Origin of the sequence: Gordonia sp. Swx-4 (assembly GCF_030316175.1) — a bacterium.
GTDB classification, from domain to species: Bacteria; Actinomycetota; Actinomycetes; order Mycobacteriales; family Mycobacteriaceae; genus Gordonia; species Gordonia alkanivorans.
Genome location: NZ_CP128197.1, coordinates 4,581,213 through 4,597,252, shown reverse-complemented (window position 1 = coordinate 4,597,252; position 16,040 = coordinate 4,581,213). Strand labels below are relative to the sequence as shown.

Below are 16,040 nucleotides of genomic sequence, written 5' to 3'. Positions count from 1 at the left end.
CCTCGGGTTCCTATCCCTGGTCGCCGCCCGCGACCGGCAGGACCGTGCCGGTGATGTACGACGCCTCGTCCGACGCCAGGAAGCAGATCGCCGCGGCCTGCTCGTCGAGCGTCCCGTATCGGTTCATCAGGGACGACGCCTTGGTCTGATCGATGTGGGCCTGATACCACCGCGCCTCGGTCTCGTTCCGCGGCTCGGGGGTGCCGCGGGAGATCCGGCGGGGCGGGGCCTCGGTGCCACCGGGCGCAGCGGCCACCACGCGGACACCGGCGTCAGCGTATTCCATCGCCAGCGACGCGGTCATCGCGTTGACGGCGCCCTTGGCGGCCGAGTAGGGGATGCGATGGATTCCGCGGGTCGCGGCGGAGGAGACGTTGACGATCACCCCGCCGCCGTTGTCGATCATCGACGGCAGAACAGCTCGGCACGAGTACAGCGTGGTCATCAGGGACCGGTCGATCTCCGCCCGGATCTGTGCGTCGGTGAACTCGGTGAACGGTTTGAAGTTGATCGCCCCGCCGACGTTGTTGATCAGCACGTCGACCCGGCCGTAGGAGGCGATGGCCCGGCGGACCACCGACTCGGCGCCGTCGTAGGACTCCAGGTCCGCGATCGCCGACACCGCCCCGGGACCGGTCGACTCGAGGTCACGCGCGACCTCCTCGACGAGGTCCGACCGGTCGGCCAGGACGACCGTTCCGTCTTCGGCGCTGATCCGGCGCGCGGCCTGTTCACCGATTCCCTGTGCGGCGCCGGTGATCACCACGACCTTGCCGGCGAAGCGGCCGGGGGTGACGAAACGCGGGCGGCGCGAGGCCATCTCGTCGGCCATCGCACGACGCATCGTCTGCTTGGACCGTTCGGCATGAGCGGCGATCAGCTCCCGGGCGGCGTCGTGGTCGCCGGATTCGAAGGCCGACACGATGTCGAGATGGTCCTGTGCGCACAGCGGGTGGCACCACGTCGCGTTGCGCAGCACCTCGGTCATCCGGCCCTTCACCCCGAGGGCCTTGTAGGCCTCGAGCAGGTGGTCGTTGCCCGTGAGCGTGAACAGGTAGTCGTGGAAGGCGGCGTTGGTCTCGGTGTACTGGGCGGCATCGACGAACCGGTCCCCGTCGACGTAGGGCACGGTGGCATCGGCGAGCAACCGGTAGCCGGTCAGCTGCTTGGTGTTCAGGCGGCCGAAGGTCAGTTCCAGCGCGCCCAGTTCGAGCGCGGCACGCGCCTCGAACAGGGCGTCCGACTCGTGGATGGCCGGGTGTTCCTCGCCGATCTGATAACCCTGCGAACCGACCACGGTCGGAGCGGTGACGGGTTCGGCGGAATCGGTGTCGTCGTGCGGGGTTCCGGTGACCGGCGCGGGAGTGGGATCGGAAGCGTGTAGCTGGGTGAGGTCCGACGCCGCGAACATCTCCTGCCCGGCGATCGTGCGCACGGTCCCGGTCGCGTCCGACACCGTCGGCCGGATCGCGCCGTCATCGGGATCGAGGTCCGGGCCGCCGATCCCGCCGCGCCACATCTGTTGTCCGGCAACGCGTACGAGCGAGTCGTCGTCGGGGGTGCCGGATTGGGGTCCCGGCCGGCTGTCGAGTTCGGCAGCCGGCAGCGTCAGCTGTCCCGCGACCGCGCGGGCGTCGGATGCGAATAGGAGCTCTTCCACCGCCGCACGACCAGTCGCCGCCGCCACGACGACCGGAGCGGACTCGTCGGTCTCGGCCCCGACGACCTCGTCCTCCGCGGCGGCCGTAGGCTTGGCGGCCAGCGCGAACTTCTCGTAGTAGAAGCCGGTCGGTTCGATCCCGGCCTGCGCGACGTGCTTGCGCACGGCCTCGACCATGGGCGGCGGACCGCAGAGGTAGATCGCGACGTCGCCGTCGTAGAGATGAGCCGGTTCGATCAGGCTCATCACATAACCCTTGTTGGTCGCCGAGCTGGCCGGGTCCGAGACACAGTGGTCCCAGGTGAAGCCCGGCATCTTGTCGGCGAAGTACTCGATCTCGTCGGTCGCGACCAGGTCGGTGTCGGTGGAGACACCGTAGATCAGGTGTACCTTCCGACGGCTGTTGTCGGCGTGCAGCTTTCGCAGCATCGACAGGATCGGGGCCAGGCCGGTGCCGCCGGCCAGCAACAGCACCGGGCGGGTGGCCTCGCGAAGGAAGAACGAACCGTGCGGCCCGGTGAAGCTGATCTCCTCGCCCCGGTTGGCGCGGTCGGTCAGATACGTCGACATCGCCCCGCCCGGGGTGAGCTTGATCAGGAAGACCAGTTGGTCCTCGTGTGGCCCGTTGGCGAAGGAGTACGACCGCCGGATGGGATTCCCATCGCCGTCATCGCTACCCGGAACCTCGATGTTCACGTACTGGCCGGGAAGGAACGCCAACTGTCCGCGGTTCTCGATCCGGATCTCCAGGCGCATCGTCGACTCCGAGAGACGATCGAGCCCGACGACGGTGCCGGTGAACCTCGAGGCCTGTGTCTTCGCGACGTCCGAGGTGGCCGCGATCTGCAGCACCAGATCGGATTTCGGCTTCATGCAGCACGGCAGCGCAAAACCCTGTGCCGATTCGTCGTCGGAGAGCGCATCCTCGATGTAGGTGCCGCCGTCGTAGTCGCCGGACTCGCAGAACGCCTTACATGTTCCGCAGGCGCCGTCGCGACAGTCGAGCGGGATGTTGATGCGCTGCCGGTAGGAGGCGTCGGCGACGGTCTGATCCTCGCGGCAGGTGACGAATCGGGTGACCCCGTCCTCGAAGGACAGCGCCACCTGATGGGTGTTCGCGGTGCCGGCGGCGGCGCCGGCCTCTGCATCGGTGGTGACAGTCATGGACGGGATCCTCTTGATCGGCGTTTGGGGTGGTCGGGGCTGGTGAGGTGAAGGTCAGAAGTGGTACACGTCCACCACGTGGTGGATGTAGTCGTTCTTCAGCACGATCGTCTTGCGCCGGATCATCGGGCGTTCACCGGAGAAGTCGATGGTGTAGAACGAGGTCCCGTAGTACGGGTCGACCGTGTTGTACCGGAAATACATCGTGTGCCAATTGAATCGGACGTCGACGAGGTCGCCGCGCCGTTCGATCACCTCGACGTTGCTGATGTTGTGGCTGGTGCGCGGTTCGGGAAGTGAGGTCGCCGAGGACCTCTCGGTACGAATCCGGAACACCCGGTCCTCGAGGCCGCCCTTGTTGCCGTAGTAGATGAGCGAGATCTCGCGCTGCGGGTCCTCGGTCAGGCGATCGTTGTCGTCCCAGGCGGGCATCCAGTACACGACGTCGTCGGCATAACAGTCGAGCCACTTCTCGAACTCGCGGTCGTCGAGATAGCGCGCCTCGCGATAGAGGAACTGCTCGATCATGTTCTGCGTGATCAGTTTCCCGCCGGCGTCCGTCCCTGTTGCGGCGGTGTTCTCGGTGGTCGTCATCCCGTTCCCCTTCAGTGCTTCTCGGCTGCTGTGGTCGCGGATTCCTCTTCGGCGGCCACCGCAGCGCGCATCGTCTCGAGCCAGTAACTGTGCTGGACGGGGTAGAGGCCCTCGTCCTCGTTCTTGACTCCGGCGGAGATGACGCCGGTCATGCCCAGCGACTCGGCGACCTCGTCCGGTCCGGTCAGCCAGTGCTGCGCTCCTCGGCTCATGTCGTTCCACGGAGCAGCCTGCGCGCGGAAGGTGAGTTGGCAGGAGCGGAACTCCTCGAGATCGTCGGGGGTGGCCATGCCCGACGCGTTGAAGAAGTCCTCGTACTGGCGGATACGGTGCGCGCGTGCGGAGTCGCCGCTCTCACCCTTGGGGGCGATGCAGTAGATGGTGACCTCGGTCTTGTCCGGCGCGATCGGCCGGAAGTGACGGATCTGGGTCGAGAACTGGTCCATCAGATAGACGTTCGGGTACAGGCACAGGTTGCGCGAACCCTTCACCATGAACTCGCCCTTGGCATCGCCGTGGGTCTTCTTGAGGTCGTCCATCTTGTCCCAGAGCGGCCGATCCTGCGGATTGGCCGCCCAGGTCCACAGGCAGAGATGGCCATTGGGGTACGACCAGTAACCGCCACCGGACTTGCCCCATCCGCCGGCATCGAGTGCCCTGGTGTCGTTCTTGGACTCGCCGGTGCCGCGCCGCGAGGTGGTGGCGGCGTAGTTCCAGTGGGTCGCGGTGACGTGGTAGCCGTCGGCGCCGTTCTCCGCCTGGACCTTCCAGTTCCCGTCGTAGGTGTAGGTGGACGAACCGCGCAGCACCTCGAGGCCGTCCGGCGACTGGTCCACCAGCATGTCGATGACCAGGCGGGTGTCGCCGAGATGATCGTCGAGCGATTGCACGTCGTCGTTCAGGCTCCCGAACAGGAAGCCGCGGTAGCTGTCGAAGCGTGCGACCTTGGTGAGGTTGTGTGAGCCGTTGACGTCGAAGGTGTCGGGGTAGCCCGCGCCCTCGGGGTCCTTGACCTTCAGCAGGGTGCCGTCGTTGCGGAAGGTCCATCCGTGGAACGGGCAGGTGAGGGTCATCCGGTTGTCGGTCTTGCGGCGGCAGATCATCGCCCCGCGGTGGGCGCAGGCGTTGATGAGGCAGTGCAGCTCGCCGCTCTTGTCCCGGGTGATGACCACGGGTTGCCGGCCGATGTAGGTGGTGAAGTAGTCGCCGGGGTTGGGCACCTGACTCTCGTGGGCCAGGTAGATCCAGTTGCCCTCGAAGATGTGCTTCATCTCCAGCTCGAAGATGTCCTCGTCGGTGAAGATCCGACGGTTGGCGCGATAGACGCCGGCCTCGCGGTCGTCGACGACCGCGTCGCCGAGGACAGAGTTCACGTGGTGAAGATGTTCCGTTACGGACGCGGTCATGTGCTGTACCTCCAGATTTTGGCTGCTCGTTGCACTGTCGCACCCACGTGGTGCCGATCACACTAGGGCAATGGCCAGTCCTGACCAAGCATCCGATTGATAAACAGCTGCGATCAATGCGGTCTGCAAATGTCTTTGTCTTGTATGTATTCGACCTTTACCGTGTAATGCGTGGTCGCGGTCACACTTGATGACCGGCGACGGGGTTCTACGAGAAAAGACGAGTCATGGAGCTGAGGCACCTGCGCTACTTCGCAGCCGTCGCCGAGACCTGCCACTTCGGGCAGGCCGCGGCGACTCTGCACGTGGCCCAGCCGGCTCTGTCCTACGCCATCCGTCAGCTCGAGGCGGAACTCGACGTCACGCTGTTCGTGCGCACCACGCGCCAGGTGTCTCTGACCCCTGCGGGCGCATATCTCAAGGAGCAGGCCGAGCGCGTCCTGGCCGGCGTCGACGATGCCGTCGACGGGGTTCGGCGGATAGCGGCGGGGCGGAGCGGCCTGGTGCGTCTCGGTCTCACCGGAATCGCCGCGTTCTCTCATCTGCCCCGTATCGCTCGCATCGTCAAGCGTGAACTACCGGACGTCGACCTCGACATCCGAGCCGACATGCTGACACCGGGGCAGTGCAACGCTCTGCGCGCCGGTGCGATCGATCTCGGCATCCTCCGTCCGCCGGCGACCGGGGAAGACATCGAGTCCCGGGTGATCGACGTCGAACAGCTGGTGCTCGCCGCCTCGATCGATCACCGGCTCGCCATCGAGCCCGTGGTGTCGGTGGCGGACCTTCGAAGTGAGTCGTTCGTGATGTACGACAGCCGGGACTCGGCGGTCAATGACGCGGTGGTGAAGGCTTGTCGCGCAGCCGGATTCGTTCCCCGGCGGGCGTATCAGGCATCCGGTACCCCGGTGTTGCTCGCGCTGGTGGCCGCCGGACTCGGGGTTGCCGTCCTGCCGGCCTCCGTACGAGCCCTCCCGCTGGACGGGCTCGTCGTCCGCGACCTCGCCGACGCCGACACCGTGGAGGTCGCACTGGCCTGGAAAACCGGTGTCGAGAACCCGGTGGTCGGCGCGGTCGCCGATGTCATCGCATCCGCTTTCGCAACCGGTTCGGCCGACGCCGACCCGCGCGACCTCGACGCTCAGCTCAGTGCCCAGTTTGGAGATGAAAGATGAAGATCACCCGAGTGGACGCGATTCCATTCGCGATCCCGTACGTGAAACCGCTGAGGTTCGCCTCGGGCGAGGTGCACGTGGCCAATCACGTGCTGGTCCGTGTACACACCGACACCGGCGTGGTCGGCGTCGCGGAAGCGCCGCCTCGGCCGTTCACCTACGGAGAGACCCAGGACGGCATCATCACCGTCGTCAACACGATCTTCGCCCCGGCGATCGTCGGACTCACGCTGCTCGAACGTGAGGTGGTCGCCGCCCGGCTGGCGCGGACGATCGGCAACCCGGCTGCCAAATCAGCTGTCGACATGGCGATCTGGGATGCGTTGGGCAAGACCCTGGGGCTTCCCGTGGGCGACATGCTCGGCGGGTTCACCGACCGGTTGCGCGTCAGCCACATGCTCGGTTTCGCCGAGCCCGCGAAGATGGTCGCCGAGGCCGAGAAGATGGTCGAGACCTACGGCATCCGAACCTTCAAGGTGAAGGTCGGCAGGCACCCGGTGGGCCTCGACACCGCCGTGGTCCGGGCATTGCGCGAACGGTTCGGCGCCGAGATCGAGCTCTACGTCGACGGCAACCGCGGCTGGACCGCCGCGGAGTCGGCCCGAGCCATGAAGGAGATGTCCGACCTCGACCTGCTGTTCGCCGAAGAACTCTGCGACGCAGCCGATGTGATGGGCCGACGCTGGCTCGTGGAGCAACTCGACGTCCCGTTCATCGCCGACGAGTCGGTGCCCACGTCGGCCGACGTCACCCGGGAGATCCTCGGACGCTCCGCCACCGCGATCAGCATCAAGACCGCGCGGACCGGCTTCACCACCTCGCGCCGGACCCACCACCTCGCCGAGGGGCTCGGCATCCCGGTGGTCATGGGCAACCAGGTCGACGGTCAGGTCGGCACAGCGTGCGCGCTCGCCTTCGGCAGTGCCTTCGAACTGACCTCGCGCTACGCGGGCGAGCTGTCGAACTTCCTCGACATGAGCGACGACCTGCTGACCGAGCCCCTGCAGATCCGAGACGGCCACCTGTGTCGGTCCACGGCTCCGGGTATCGGCTTCGAGATCGACCCGGACAAACTCGAACGCTACCGAACCGACAACTGAAAACCCCGTCACCACAGATCGTTTCGTGGCAGCCCCACGAGCAAGAGTACAAGGAGAACCGACATGACCACCACCGAGCACCCGAACGAGGTCGCGACCGCTGCTGCCTCCGGCGCATCCGCCACCGAGCGTTTCCACGCCGACAAGTCGCCCTTCGAGGCAGTCAAGGACACCCCGCCGGAGCGCGTGGCCACGCTGATCAACGAGGTCCTCGCGGGGGTTCACGAGACCATCCGCAAGCACAAGGTCACCTACGACGAGTACAACGCCCTCAAGGCGTGGCTCATCAACGTCGGCGAGGACGGCGAATGGCCGCTGTTCCTCGACGTCTGGGTCGAGCACGTCGTCGAGGACGTCGCTACCGAGCACCGGGAGGGCAACAAGGGCAGCATCGAGGGTCCCTACTACGTCCCGAACGCCCCCGAGCAGGGCTCCAAGGGAGCAGTGCCGATGCGTGAGGACGAGAAGGGCGATCCGCTGTTGTGGAACGGCCAGGTCCGCTCGTGCGACGGCACCCCGCTCGCCGGCGCCAAGGTCGAGCTGTGGCACGCCGACGACGACGGTTTCTACTCGCAGTTCGCTCCCGGCATCCCGGAGTGGAACCTGCGCGCCACCTTCACCACCGACGACCAGGGCAACTTCGAGATCACCACGATTCGCCCGGCGCCGTACATGATCCCGACGGACGGCTCGTGCGGAAAGATGATCTCGGCGGCCGGTTGGCACCCGTGGCGTCCCGCCCACCTGCACCTCAAGGTGTCGGCGCCCGGCCACGAGCAGCTCACCGCGCAGCTGTACTTCCCCGGCGATGCCCACAACGACGACGACGTCGCCAGCGCGGTGAAGCCCGAGCTGATCCTCGATCCCCAGGACGACGGCAAGGGCGGCTACACGGTCGCTTACGACTTCGTCCTCGATCCGGAGAAGTGATGCTGTTCCACGTTCGGATGGACGTCAACATCCCCGACGATCTCGACCCGGACGTACGGGCAGACACCGTCGTCCGGGAGAAGGCGTACTCCCAGGATCTGCAGCGTTCCGGCAAGTGGCCGCACATCTGGCGCATCGTCGGTGAGTACTCGAACTACTCGATCTTCGACGTCGAGTCCAACGACGAGCTGCACATGCTCCTGTCGGGTCTCCCGTTGTTCCCGTACATGGACATCAAGGTGACACCGCTCGCGACGCACCCGTCGGACGTCAACGCCTGACGCAGACGCAAACCGCCCGCGACGGTCGTCGCGGGCGGTGTCGCGCCTCGTTCACGGGTTTGCGACTCACCTGCCGGTCAGCGTGGACAGCATCGCAGCCCAGTGCCGAAACGGGACAAGATGTCCTTCACCGGGGTACACGGAAAGCTCGGCATCCGGGAGTCGACCTGCGAGCCACTCTCCGACGGCGGGGATTGCCGTCGTATCGTCAGCGCCGTACCAGAGGTGAACTGGTGCGGAAACCTCGGAGAGACGAAAGTCCCAGGGGCCGACGAACGCGACGTTGTCCCACGCGATCGAATCGGGACCCTGCTTCATCGCCTCGGCGAAGGATTCGAAGAGCGCCCGACGGACCGGGGCCTCGGTGATGACCGCCGGATCGCTGGCGCCCCACATCCATTCGACCCAGGGCGCATCGGGATCGGTTCGCACGGACACCATTGCGTCGAGTAGTTCCCGGTTTCCGTCCAGGAAGATCTGGGCGGCACGTCCGGGGTCTCCCGGGAGATGGGAAAGTGCCTGGATGTCGTTGTCGTTGAGTTGCTCACGTACGCTTGGTATTTCGAGGGCGGGCCCGGGGCAGCCGGACAAACCGACACGTCGTACCCGAGCGGGTAGCGCTGCCGCTGTGGCCAGCGCGAACGGACCGCCGCCCGACCAGCCGAATACCGCGAACCGGTCCAGGTCAAGATGATCCGCCAGCGCCTCGGCATCTCGGGCGACGGCCGAGAGGCCGATGGGTGCCGGATCGGACAACCCGTATCCGGGACGATCGAAACTGACGACCCGGACGCCCCGCTGCCGGGACATCTCGTCGCCGAATGTGAGTTCGAGGCGGGAGCCCGGCGTTCCGTGGAAGTGGACGATCGTCGGTGCGCTCGCCTCACCCACTGTCCGTGCACGTACGCCTCGCCCGCCGACATCCACCGTGAACTCGGTCATCGTGCGAGCGTACGCGCAACGTCACGGTGTCGCCCGTAGCGTGAACATGGTGATCTCCGGCGGCGCGAGAACTCGCACCGGCGGATCCCACGCGCCGGCACCGCGGGTCGTGTACAGCACGGTGTTCCCGATCCGATCCAGGCCGAGGACCGAAGGCTGTTGCAACGGAACGAGATAGCGGATCGGCCACATCTGCCCACCGTGGGTGTGGCCGGAGAACTGGAGCTCGACGCCGAGGTCGGAGGCCTCGACGGCCTGCTTGGGCTGATGGGCGAGGAGCAGGACGAAGTCGTCGGGCGACGAACCCTCTAGCGCTGCAGTGAGATCCGGCTCGTACGGGTCCGGTGCGGTGGCATCGTGCACGCCGGCGAGCTGGATGGTCGCGCCGTCGACGGTCAGCGGGACCCGCGAGTTCCGCAGCGTCCGTATGCCGTATTCCTCCCACACGTCGAGCCATCTGCCGCCGTCGTCGGAGTAGTACTCGTGGTTTCCGCTGACGCCGAACACCCCGAGCGGTGCGCGGAGATCGGCGAGCGGTTCCAGGGTGTCGCGGACGTAGGGGATCGTGCCGTCGGTGAGGTCTCCGACCAGCAACACCAGATCGGGGTTCTGCGCGTTGATCTCGTCGACGACGCGCCGGGTGAACGAGGCATCGCGCGCGGGCCCGACGTGGAGGTCGGAGACCACGGCGATGCGGAGTCCGTCGAACTGCGGTGGCAGGCCGTCGAATGTCGCGCTGACCTCGGTCACCTGTGGCCGGGACGCCTCGAAGACGCCATACCCGGTGACCCCGAGCGCCACGACTACCACGGCCGCTGTCGCGATCCGCATGCGGTGCAGTCTGCGCGCGGCCGCGTCGGTCGTCTCGTCTGTCCCGGTCCGGCGTCGTCGAATCCGGCGAATGATGTTCGCCCCGAACGAGATCAGTCCGATGATCGCCAGGCCGAGGAACAGGTAGAAGACCATGCCGATCCAGATGAGGCCCACCGAGCCGATCGGCCGCGCCCACGACGGGTCCAGCGATCGGCCACTGGCGAACCCGATGACCGCCAGTGCCCACATCACGGTGAGCGCGACGTCGGCGACGCCCGACCACGGTCGGGGGAGTGCGGTGGCGCGGACGATCCGGCGGTGCAGCCAGAAGGTGATCAGACCGAAGAAGACCGCCGGAACCAGCACGGCCAGGAACAGCGCCACCAAAGGCCCCCTGTGAATCGCGGAGAGTCGTCCGCAGGTGCGGACCGCCTCATTCTCGCATCGCGGCCGACAGGCCTTCGCCGGGGTGTGGAGCGAGCGTCGATAGGCTGACCGACATGAGCGATGTACTCGTCACCCCGCTCGACCTGGCCGAGATGCTGCTCGGGACGCCGCCGGTGGTCCTCGACGTACGGTGGCAACTCGGCGACTTCGACGGTCGCGAGGCCTACCGGGACGGCCACATCCCCGGCGCGGTGTACGCCGACCTCGACACCGAACTCGCCGCACCACCGTCCGGAGCCGTCGGGGGCCGACACCCCATCCCCGCGATCGAGGACCTCCAGGCCGCCGCGCGGAGCTGGGGGATCACCGACGGCGTCCCGGTCGTGGTCTACGACGACTCGGGCAACCTGGCCGCGGCCCGTGCATGGTGGTTGCTGCGCTGGGCCGGGCTCGCCGACGTGCGACTGCTCGACGGTGGTCTCGCCGCCTGGACCGCCGAGGGCCTGCGCACGACGACCGGCGACGGCGGACGGCCCCGCGCCGGAAAGGTCACGCTGACCGGCGGGAACCTCCCGCTCGCCACGATCGACGACGTCGCATCCGGTACCGCGAGGGGGAGCCTGCGGCGACAACGCGGCGATGGAGAGTTTCTTCGCGCTTCTGCAACGCAACGTCCTCGACCGCCAGCGCTGGGACACCCGTGAACAGCTGAGGATCGCGATCGTAACCTGGATCGAACGGACCTACCACCGCCGGCGCCGCCAATCCCGCCTGGGCCGGTTGACGCCAGTCGAGTTCGAAGCAATGATCAACACCGCCGCTACCGCGGCATGACACCCCAACAGTCACCTATCCGTGCAGCAGGCCCTCCGCCTCACCCCGAAATCGAGAACATGACAATGCAGCGAACCATTATCGTCGGGGCTAGCCACGCCGGCGCCCAGCTCGCGGCCAGCCTGCGCCAGGAAAAGTGGAGCGACGAGATCGTCCTCATTGGAGACGAGTCGGCCCTGCCCTACCATCGCCCTCCGCTGTCGAAGGCCTACCTCGCGGACCGCAGCACCCTCGCCGACCTCGCGATCCGCAGCCCCGACTTCTACGCCAAGCAGCGCATCCATCTCCTCAATGCAACAGTAGAGAAGGTTGACCGCGCGGCTGGTCATGTGATCCTACATAACGGCGACGCCCTACCCTACGACAAGCTCGCGCTGTGCACCGGTGCCCGCCCTCGACGACTTCTCACCCCGGGAGCCGACCTGGCCGGGGTCTATTACCTACGCACTGCGGCCGACTGTCGCCAGGATCCGGGTGGCCGCCAGCCCCGGTTGTCACGCCGTGATCGTCGGGGGTGGCTACATCGGTCTCGAGACGGCGGCCTCGTTGCGAGCGCTGGGTCTGGAGGTCACCGTGCTCGAAGCGACCGGCCGCGTCCTCGAGCGTGTCACCGCGCCCGAGGTGTCGGCGTTCTTCGACCGGATCCATCGGGAAAAGGCGTCAACATCAGAACGGACGCGCTGGTGGAGGCCCTGTCCGGCGTCGGCAGGGTCCGGGAGGTGGCCCTGGCCGATGGTGAATCAATTCCTGCCGACCTTGTCATCGTCGGCATCGGTATTGAGCCGAACACCGATTTGGCCGCCGCCGCAGGTCTGGCCGTGGACAACGGCATCGTTATCGATGACCAAGCACGCACTAGCGCCCCCGATATCGTGGCCGCCGGTGACTGCGCCATTCACAACATGGCCCGATACGGCCGCCGCATACGCCTAGAGTCCGTGCCGAGCGCGGGCGAACAGGCCAAGGTAGCCGCTGCGACAATTTGCGGCAAACAGAGGAAAATTGCCGCGCTTCCATGGTTCTGGTCGGATCAATACCACCACAAACTCCAGATTGCCGGTCTTAATTCGGGGTATGACGAAACCGTCCTGCGCGGCGATCCGACCCGTGACGGCGACTTCACCTGCTTCTACCTGCGCGCCGGCGAACTCCTCGCCGCCGACTGCATCAACCGCCCGCGGGACTTCATGTTCAGCAAACGGGCCATCGCCCAGAAACTCCCCACCGACCGAACCAAACTGAGCTCACCAATAGCGGTATGACCCTGTACTCGCTGATTCGCGAGCACGATGAGAAGGTAATAACGGCGAGCATCAACGAAACCTTCAGCGTCGTACGCCGTCAAATACCTGCCAGCCCAACCAAACCCTGATCGACTGAGCCGTGAGGAGTACGGATGCGACGCCCAACCGTGATCGAGGACTACCCACACCGGATGGGGGGACACTGTGGTTCGGGCGCAATGCGCGATCTTCTGCACTGGCACGGTTTGGGATGGGATGGCCCACCCGATGAAGGCCTGGTGTTTGCCCTCGGTGGCGCTCTGGGACTGTCCTACCTCCGATCGAACGACCTCGTCCCACCGCTCTACCTGGTAGGACGAGGCGCCGACTTCGAGATCGATCTACCCCGCCGCCTCGGTGCACAGGTCCAAATCCTTACCACCGACGATCCCGAGGAAGGATGGTCGTGGATCCGCGACGAGATCGACGCAGGCAGGCCTAGCCTCGTTTGGGGCGACATCGCTGAGCTGCCATACCTGCGGGTCCAATTACAGATGAGTCGACACGACATCGTGATTATCGGCTACGACGAGGCCAAAGAGATCGCCTACGTCGTAGACAATGACCGCGCCGAGGTGCAACAGGTCTCACTCGAGGCGCTGGCCCGCGCGCGATCCTCGACATCATTTCCACAACCGACACGACACTGCACGTACCGCATCGCGTGGTCAAAAGAACTGCCAGACCTAGCGCAGGTGGCCGCGGAAGCGTTTCGCCAGTCCGCCGCCAGTATGCGACACCCGTCACAGCCAGGAATCGTCGACCTGACGGCACAGGCCGCAGGGGACGAAGGCCTCGCGGCGGCCGCTCAACTTGCAGCCGACATTCCGACCTGGACCGACCTCCCCGTAGACCAGCTCGAGATATTCCTGTTCAGCCTGAGCGCCTTCATCGAAAAAGCAGGAACCGGCGGAGGACTGTTCCGCCGGTTGCTCGCCGACGGATGCGCCGACATCGCACGATTAACAGGAGATCCCGCCACAGCAGATCTCGCCGTGGCCGCCGACCGTTGTGCACAGGCATGGACCGACACCGCTCGTGCGGGGGTCCAACGCGACATCGACGCGCACGCTCGCGCGGAAACAGTGGCCATGTCGGCCGGCCGTATGCCAGAGCTCGAACTGAACCTAGTCGAGTCCCTTGAGTCCGCTTCGAGCTCGCTGAGTGCAATAGCACGCTGACCTCAGTACTATTCCGCACACACCCCGGTGCGTATGGCCCTGGACTATTCTGCCCGAGCACATTGCGCACACGCGGATCCGATAATCTCTACGACCTGGTCTCCGACCGGGCAATCGCCGGCAAACCGCTGATCCTGACCAGCAACAGAGCGCCCAAAGACTGGTACCCCCTGTTTCCCAATCCGGTCGTCGCCGAATCACTGCTCGACCGGCTCATCAACACCAGCCACCAGATCCTTATGGACGGCCCGTCCTACCGCCCCCGTAAACGACCCGGACCGCCCGCCAAGAAGACCACCTGACCCCGACCGACCTGCTCAGCTACGCTGGCCCCAAGCACGCTCGAGCATGGGGAATTACCTGACGGAGACCCCTGAGGAATTACGTGACCGTCGACAAATAACGAACTCGGAGCAGACCTGCGAGCCCCGCAGAGCCACTGCCGCACATAGGGACGGGCCGGACGCGTCATCGAGGGTCAACAGGGCCGGTGTTCCGTCGTGCCGGCTGGTCAATTCGGGCAGAAGTATCCAAACCGCGAATGGGGTACTGCAAGTACCTGGTACTGTGCGAACACCCATCGCGGAGGGCTGTTCAGCAAGGTGAAGGAGAATCAGTATCGCTACGGAACTTGCTGGTCGTGCGACAGACAGTCTTGCGACCTTCGGAAACACGATTGCCCTCGCCGGCCAGGCATTACGGTGGGCCGTGCACGACATTGTCACCGGACGGTTTCCTTTCCGGGAGGTCGTTGTACAGACCTGGTTCGTCATCACCGTCACGACGTTGCCGGCGATCCTGGTGGCGATTCCGTTCGGCGTTATCGTCTCGGTGCAGGTCGGAAGTCTGACCCAGCAGGTCGGGGCCACGTCCATCGCCGGCGCCGCTGGTGGACTCGGGATCATTCAGCAGGGGGCACCGATCGTCACAGCCCTTCTGCTCGGTGGTGCGGCAGGGTCAGCCATCGCCTCTGACCTCGGCGCACGCACCGTCCGTGAAGAAATCGATGCCATGGAAACTCTTGGACTCAACCCGACCCGTCGAGTCGTCGCACCGCGGTTCGTTGCGGTTCTCATCGTCGCTCCAATGTTGTGCATGCTGATCGTGTTTACCGGTCTCGTGGCCGGCTACATCCTGAGCGTCAACGTCCAGGGCATCACGCCCGGAAGTTACGTCGCCTCGTTCGCCTCGTTCGCCTCGTCGGCGGACATCCTGGTGGCACTGATCAAGTCATTGGTGTTCGGTCTCGTGGTCGTGGCGATCGCATGTCACCGGGGTCTGTCCACGAAAGGCGGCCCGAAGGGTGTGGCCCAATCTGTCAACGCCACCGTGGTCCTGGGGGTGGTGGCGTGCTTCGTCATCAACGTGGTCATCACCCAGCTGACAATCATGTTCGTCCCGCAGACCATCGGATGACGGAGAACACGTGACCGCAGTACCATCCACCCGTTTCACTTCGGTCACTCGTCCGATCGTGCGTTCTGTGACGCCCCTCGCCGAAGTCCCCGCACAACTCGGGCACATCACCACGTTCATCATCGACACCGTCGCAGGAATTCGTCACGTCGCGACCACCTATCGACGACAGACGCTCTTGTACATACAGGAGTTTGCCTGGGGACGAGGCGCTGTTCTGGTCGGCGGGGGTACCGCAGTCGTGCTGGTCATTCTCGGAATGGCTGTCGGGGCATCTATCGGCATCCAGGGTTACGCCTCGCTGGACCTGGTGGGGATGGGGTCTCTTACCGGGTTCATCTCGTCATACGCCAACACTCGGGAGTTGGCACCGATGATCGCTGCGATCGGCTTTGCGGCCCAGGCCGGCTGTCGCCTCACTGCGGAGATCGGTTCGATGCGCATCGCCGAAGAGATCGACGCACTCGAATCGATGGCGGTGCGGCCGATTCCATACGTCGTCAGCACACGCGTGGTCGCAGCGATCACCACCATCATCCCGCTCTACATCGTGACGCTGATACTAAGTTTCGCCGCGGCCAAGCTGGTCGTCATCCTGCTACACGGCCAGTCAGGTGGCACCTACGACTTCTATTTCAATGCGTTCCTCAAACCGCAGGATCTGGCGTTCTCAGTCATCAAGGTCCTGATTTTCGTAGTTTCGGTCGTCATCATCCACAGCTACCAGGGTTTCTACGCCACCGGTGGAGCAGAAGGCGTCGGCCGCGCGTCTGGTCGAGCGATCCGCAGCAGTCTCATCGTCATTGTTGTGGAGGACATGATCTTGACCCTGCTGATGTGGGGCTTCGATTCGGGCGTCAGGATTTCGGGCTAG

Annotated in this window: 12 protein-coding genes and 4 pseudogenes; 11 read left to right on the top strand and 5 right to left on the bottom strand. The window is 65.4% G+C overall.

What is annotated here, in order from left to right:
• Positions 1 to 10: 10 nt before the first annotated feature.
• Genes benC through benA form a run of 3 tightly spaced genes read right to left on the bottom strand, consistent with a single transcriptional unit; the run spans position 11 to position 4,824 of the window.
• Positions 11 to 2,824 carry a benzoate 1,2-dioxygenase electron transfer component BenC gene (benC, locus tag PWF70_RS20810; RefSeq protein WP_006358139.1) on the bottom strand — a complete coding sequence of 938 codons (2,814 nt, stop codon included), beginning with the start codon at positions 2,822 to 2,824 and terminating at the stop codon, positions 11 to 13.
• Positions 2,825 to 2,878: 54 nt separating this feature from the next.
• Positions 2,879 to 3,418, bottom strand: a complete 540-nt coding sequence (benB, locus tag PWF70_RS20805) for a benzoate 1,2-dioxygenase small subunit (protein ID WP_006358138.1) — start codon at positions 3,416 to 3,418, stop codon at positions 2,879 to 2,881.
• A gap of 11 nt (positions 3,419 to 3,429) precedes the next feature.
• Entirely contained in the window at positions 3,430 to 4,824 is a 1,395-nt protein-coding gene (benA, locus tag PWF70_RS20800) for a benzoate 1,2-dioxygenase large subunit (protein WP_075863657.1), read from the bottom strand.
• A gap of 227 nt (positions 4,825 to 5,051) precedes the next feature.
• Between benA and PWF70_RS20795 the strand changes: the two genes are divergently transcribed.
• From PWF70_RS20795 to catC, 4 genes are all read left to right on the top strand, one after another.
• A complete protein-coding gene (locus PWF70_RS20795) occupies positions 5,052 to 5,999 on the top strand; it encodes a LysR family transcriptional regulator (protein WP_006358136.1) in 948 nt (315 codons plus the stop codon).
• Entirely contained in the window at positions 5,996 to 7,099 is a 1,104-nt protein-coding gene (locus PWF70_RS20790; RefSeq protein ID WP_006358135.1) for a mandelate racemase/muconate lactonizing enzyme family protein, read from the top strand. Before PWF70_RS20795 ends, PWF70_RS20790 begins: the two co-directional genes overlap by 4 nt.
• Before the next feature lie 63 nt (positions 7,100 to 7,162).
• Complete coding sequence (gene catA / locus PWF70_RS20785) at positions 7,163 to 8,029, top strand: catechol 1,2-dioxygenase (RefSeq protein WP_006358134.1); 867 nt, start codon at positions 7,163 to 7,165, stop codon at positions 8,027 to 8,029.
• Positions 8,029 to 8,310, top strand: a complete 282-nt coding sequence (gene catC / locus PWF70_RS20780; protein WP_006358133.1) for a muconolactone Delta-isomerase — start codon at positions 8,029 to 8,031, stop codon at positions 8,308 to 8,310. The genes catA and catC overlap by 1 nt, the downstream gene beginning before the upstream one ends.
• Before the next feature lie 66 nt (positions 8,311 to 8,376).
• Here the strand turns inward: catC and PWF70_RS20775 are convergent, their stop codons facing one another.
• On the bottom strand, positions 8,377 to 9,252 hold the full coding sequence (locus PWF70_RS20775) for an alpha/beta fold hydrolase (RefSeq protein ID WP_006358132.1): 876 nt from the start codon (positions 9,250 to 9,252) through the stop codon (positions 8,377 to 8,379).
• Positions 9,253 to 9,273: 21 nt separating this feature from the next.
• Positions 9,274 to 10,449 (bottom strand): metallophosphoesterase, encoded by a 1,176-nt coding sequence (locus tag PWF70_RS20770; protein WP_042378483.1) that lies wholly within the window; start codon positions 10,447 to 10,449, stop codon positions 9,274 to 9,276.
• A gap of 116 nt (positions 10,450 to 10,565) precedes the next feature.
• Here PWF70_RS20770 and PWF70_RS20765 point away from each other — a divergent pair.
• From PWF70_RS20765 to PWF70_RS20735, 7 genes and pseudogenes are all read left to right on the top strand, one after another.
• Positions 10,566 to 11,150: pseudogene (locus PWF70_RS20765) on the top strand (sulfurtransferase); the annotation flags it as partial.
• Positions 11,062 to 11,286 (top strand): annotated as a pseudogene (locus PWF70_RS20760) (integrase core domain-containing protein); the annotation flags it as partial. The pseudogenes PWF70_RS20765 and PWF70_RS20760, both read left to right, overlap by 89 nt.
• Before the next feature lie 59 nt (positions 11,287 to 11,345).
• Positions 11,346 to 12,548: pseudogene (locus PWF70_RS20755) on the top strand (NAD(P)/FAD-dependent oxidoreductase).
• A 134-nt stretch (positions 12,549 to 12,682) separates the two neighbouring features.
• The gene (locus tag PWF70_RS20750) at positions 12,683 to 13,750 is read left to right on the top strand and encodes a BtrH N-terminal domain-containing protein (RefSeq protein ID WP_006358127.1); all 1,068 of its coding nucleotides are present in this window, start codon (positions 12,683 to 12,685) and stop codon (positions 13,748 to 13,750) included.
• Positions 13,751 to 13,827: 77 nt separating this feature from the next.
• Positions 13,828 to 14,052 (top strand): annotated as a pseudogene (locus tag PWF70_RS20745) (ATP-binding protein); the annotation flags it as partial.
• A 406-nt stretch (positions 14,053 to 14,458) separates the two neighbouring features.
• On the top strand, positions 14,459 to 15,166 hold the full coding sequence (locus PWF70_RS20740; protein WP_006359633.1) for an MlaE family ABC transporter permease: 708 nt from the start codon (positions 14,459 to 14,461) through the stop codon (positions 15,164 to 15,166).
• Positions 15,167 to 15,176: 10 nt separating this feature from the next.
• Positions 15,177 to 16,040 (top strand): ABC transporter permease, encoded by an 864-nt coding sequence (locus PWF70_RS20735; protein ID WP_006359632.1) that lies wholly within the window; start codon positions 15,177 to 15,179, stop codon positions 16,038 to 16,040.

Bases quoted from the DNA above. Each gene is read 5' to 3' on its own strand.
- catC (WP_006358133.1), top strand. From the start codon at position 8,029: ATGCTGTTCCACGTTCGGATGGACGTCAACATCCCCGACGATCTCGAC.
- benB (WP_006358138.1), bottom strand. From the start codon at position 3,418: ATGACGACCACCGAGAACACCGCCGCAACAGGGACGGACGCCGGCGGG.
- catA (WP_006358134.1), top strand. From the start codon at position 7,163: ATGACCACCACCGAGCACCCGAACGAGGTCGCGACCGCTGCTGCCTCC.
- PWF70_RS20795 (WP_006358136.1), top strand. From the start codon at position 5,052: ATGGAGCTGAGGCACCTGCGCTACTTCGCAGCCGTCGCCGAGACCTGC.
- PWF70_RS20790 (WP_006358135.1), top strand. From the start codon at position 5,996: ATGAAGATCACCCGAGTGGACGCGATTCCATTCGCGATCCCGTACGTG.
- benA (WP_075863657.1), bottom strand. From the start codon at position 4,824: ATGACCGCGTCCGTAACGGAACATCTTCACCACGTGAACTCTGTCCTC.
- PWF70_RS20775 (WP_006358132.1), bottom strand. From the start codon at position 9,252: ATGACCGAGTTCACGGTGGATGTCGGCGGGCGAGGCGTACGTGCACGG.
- PWF70_RS20750 (WP_006358127.1), top strand. From the start codon at position 12,683: ATGCGACGCCCAACCGTGATCGAGGACTACCCACACCGGATGGGGGGA.
- benC (WP_006358139.1), bottom strand. From the start codon at position 2,824: ATGACTGTCACCACCGATGCAGAGGCCGGCGCCGCCGCCGGCACCGCG.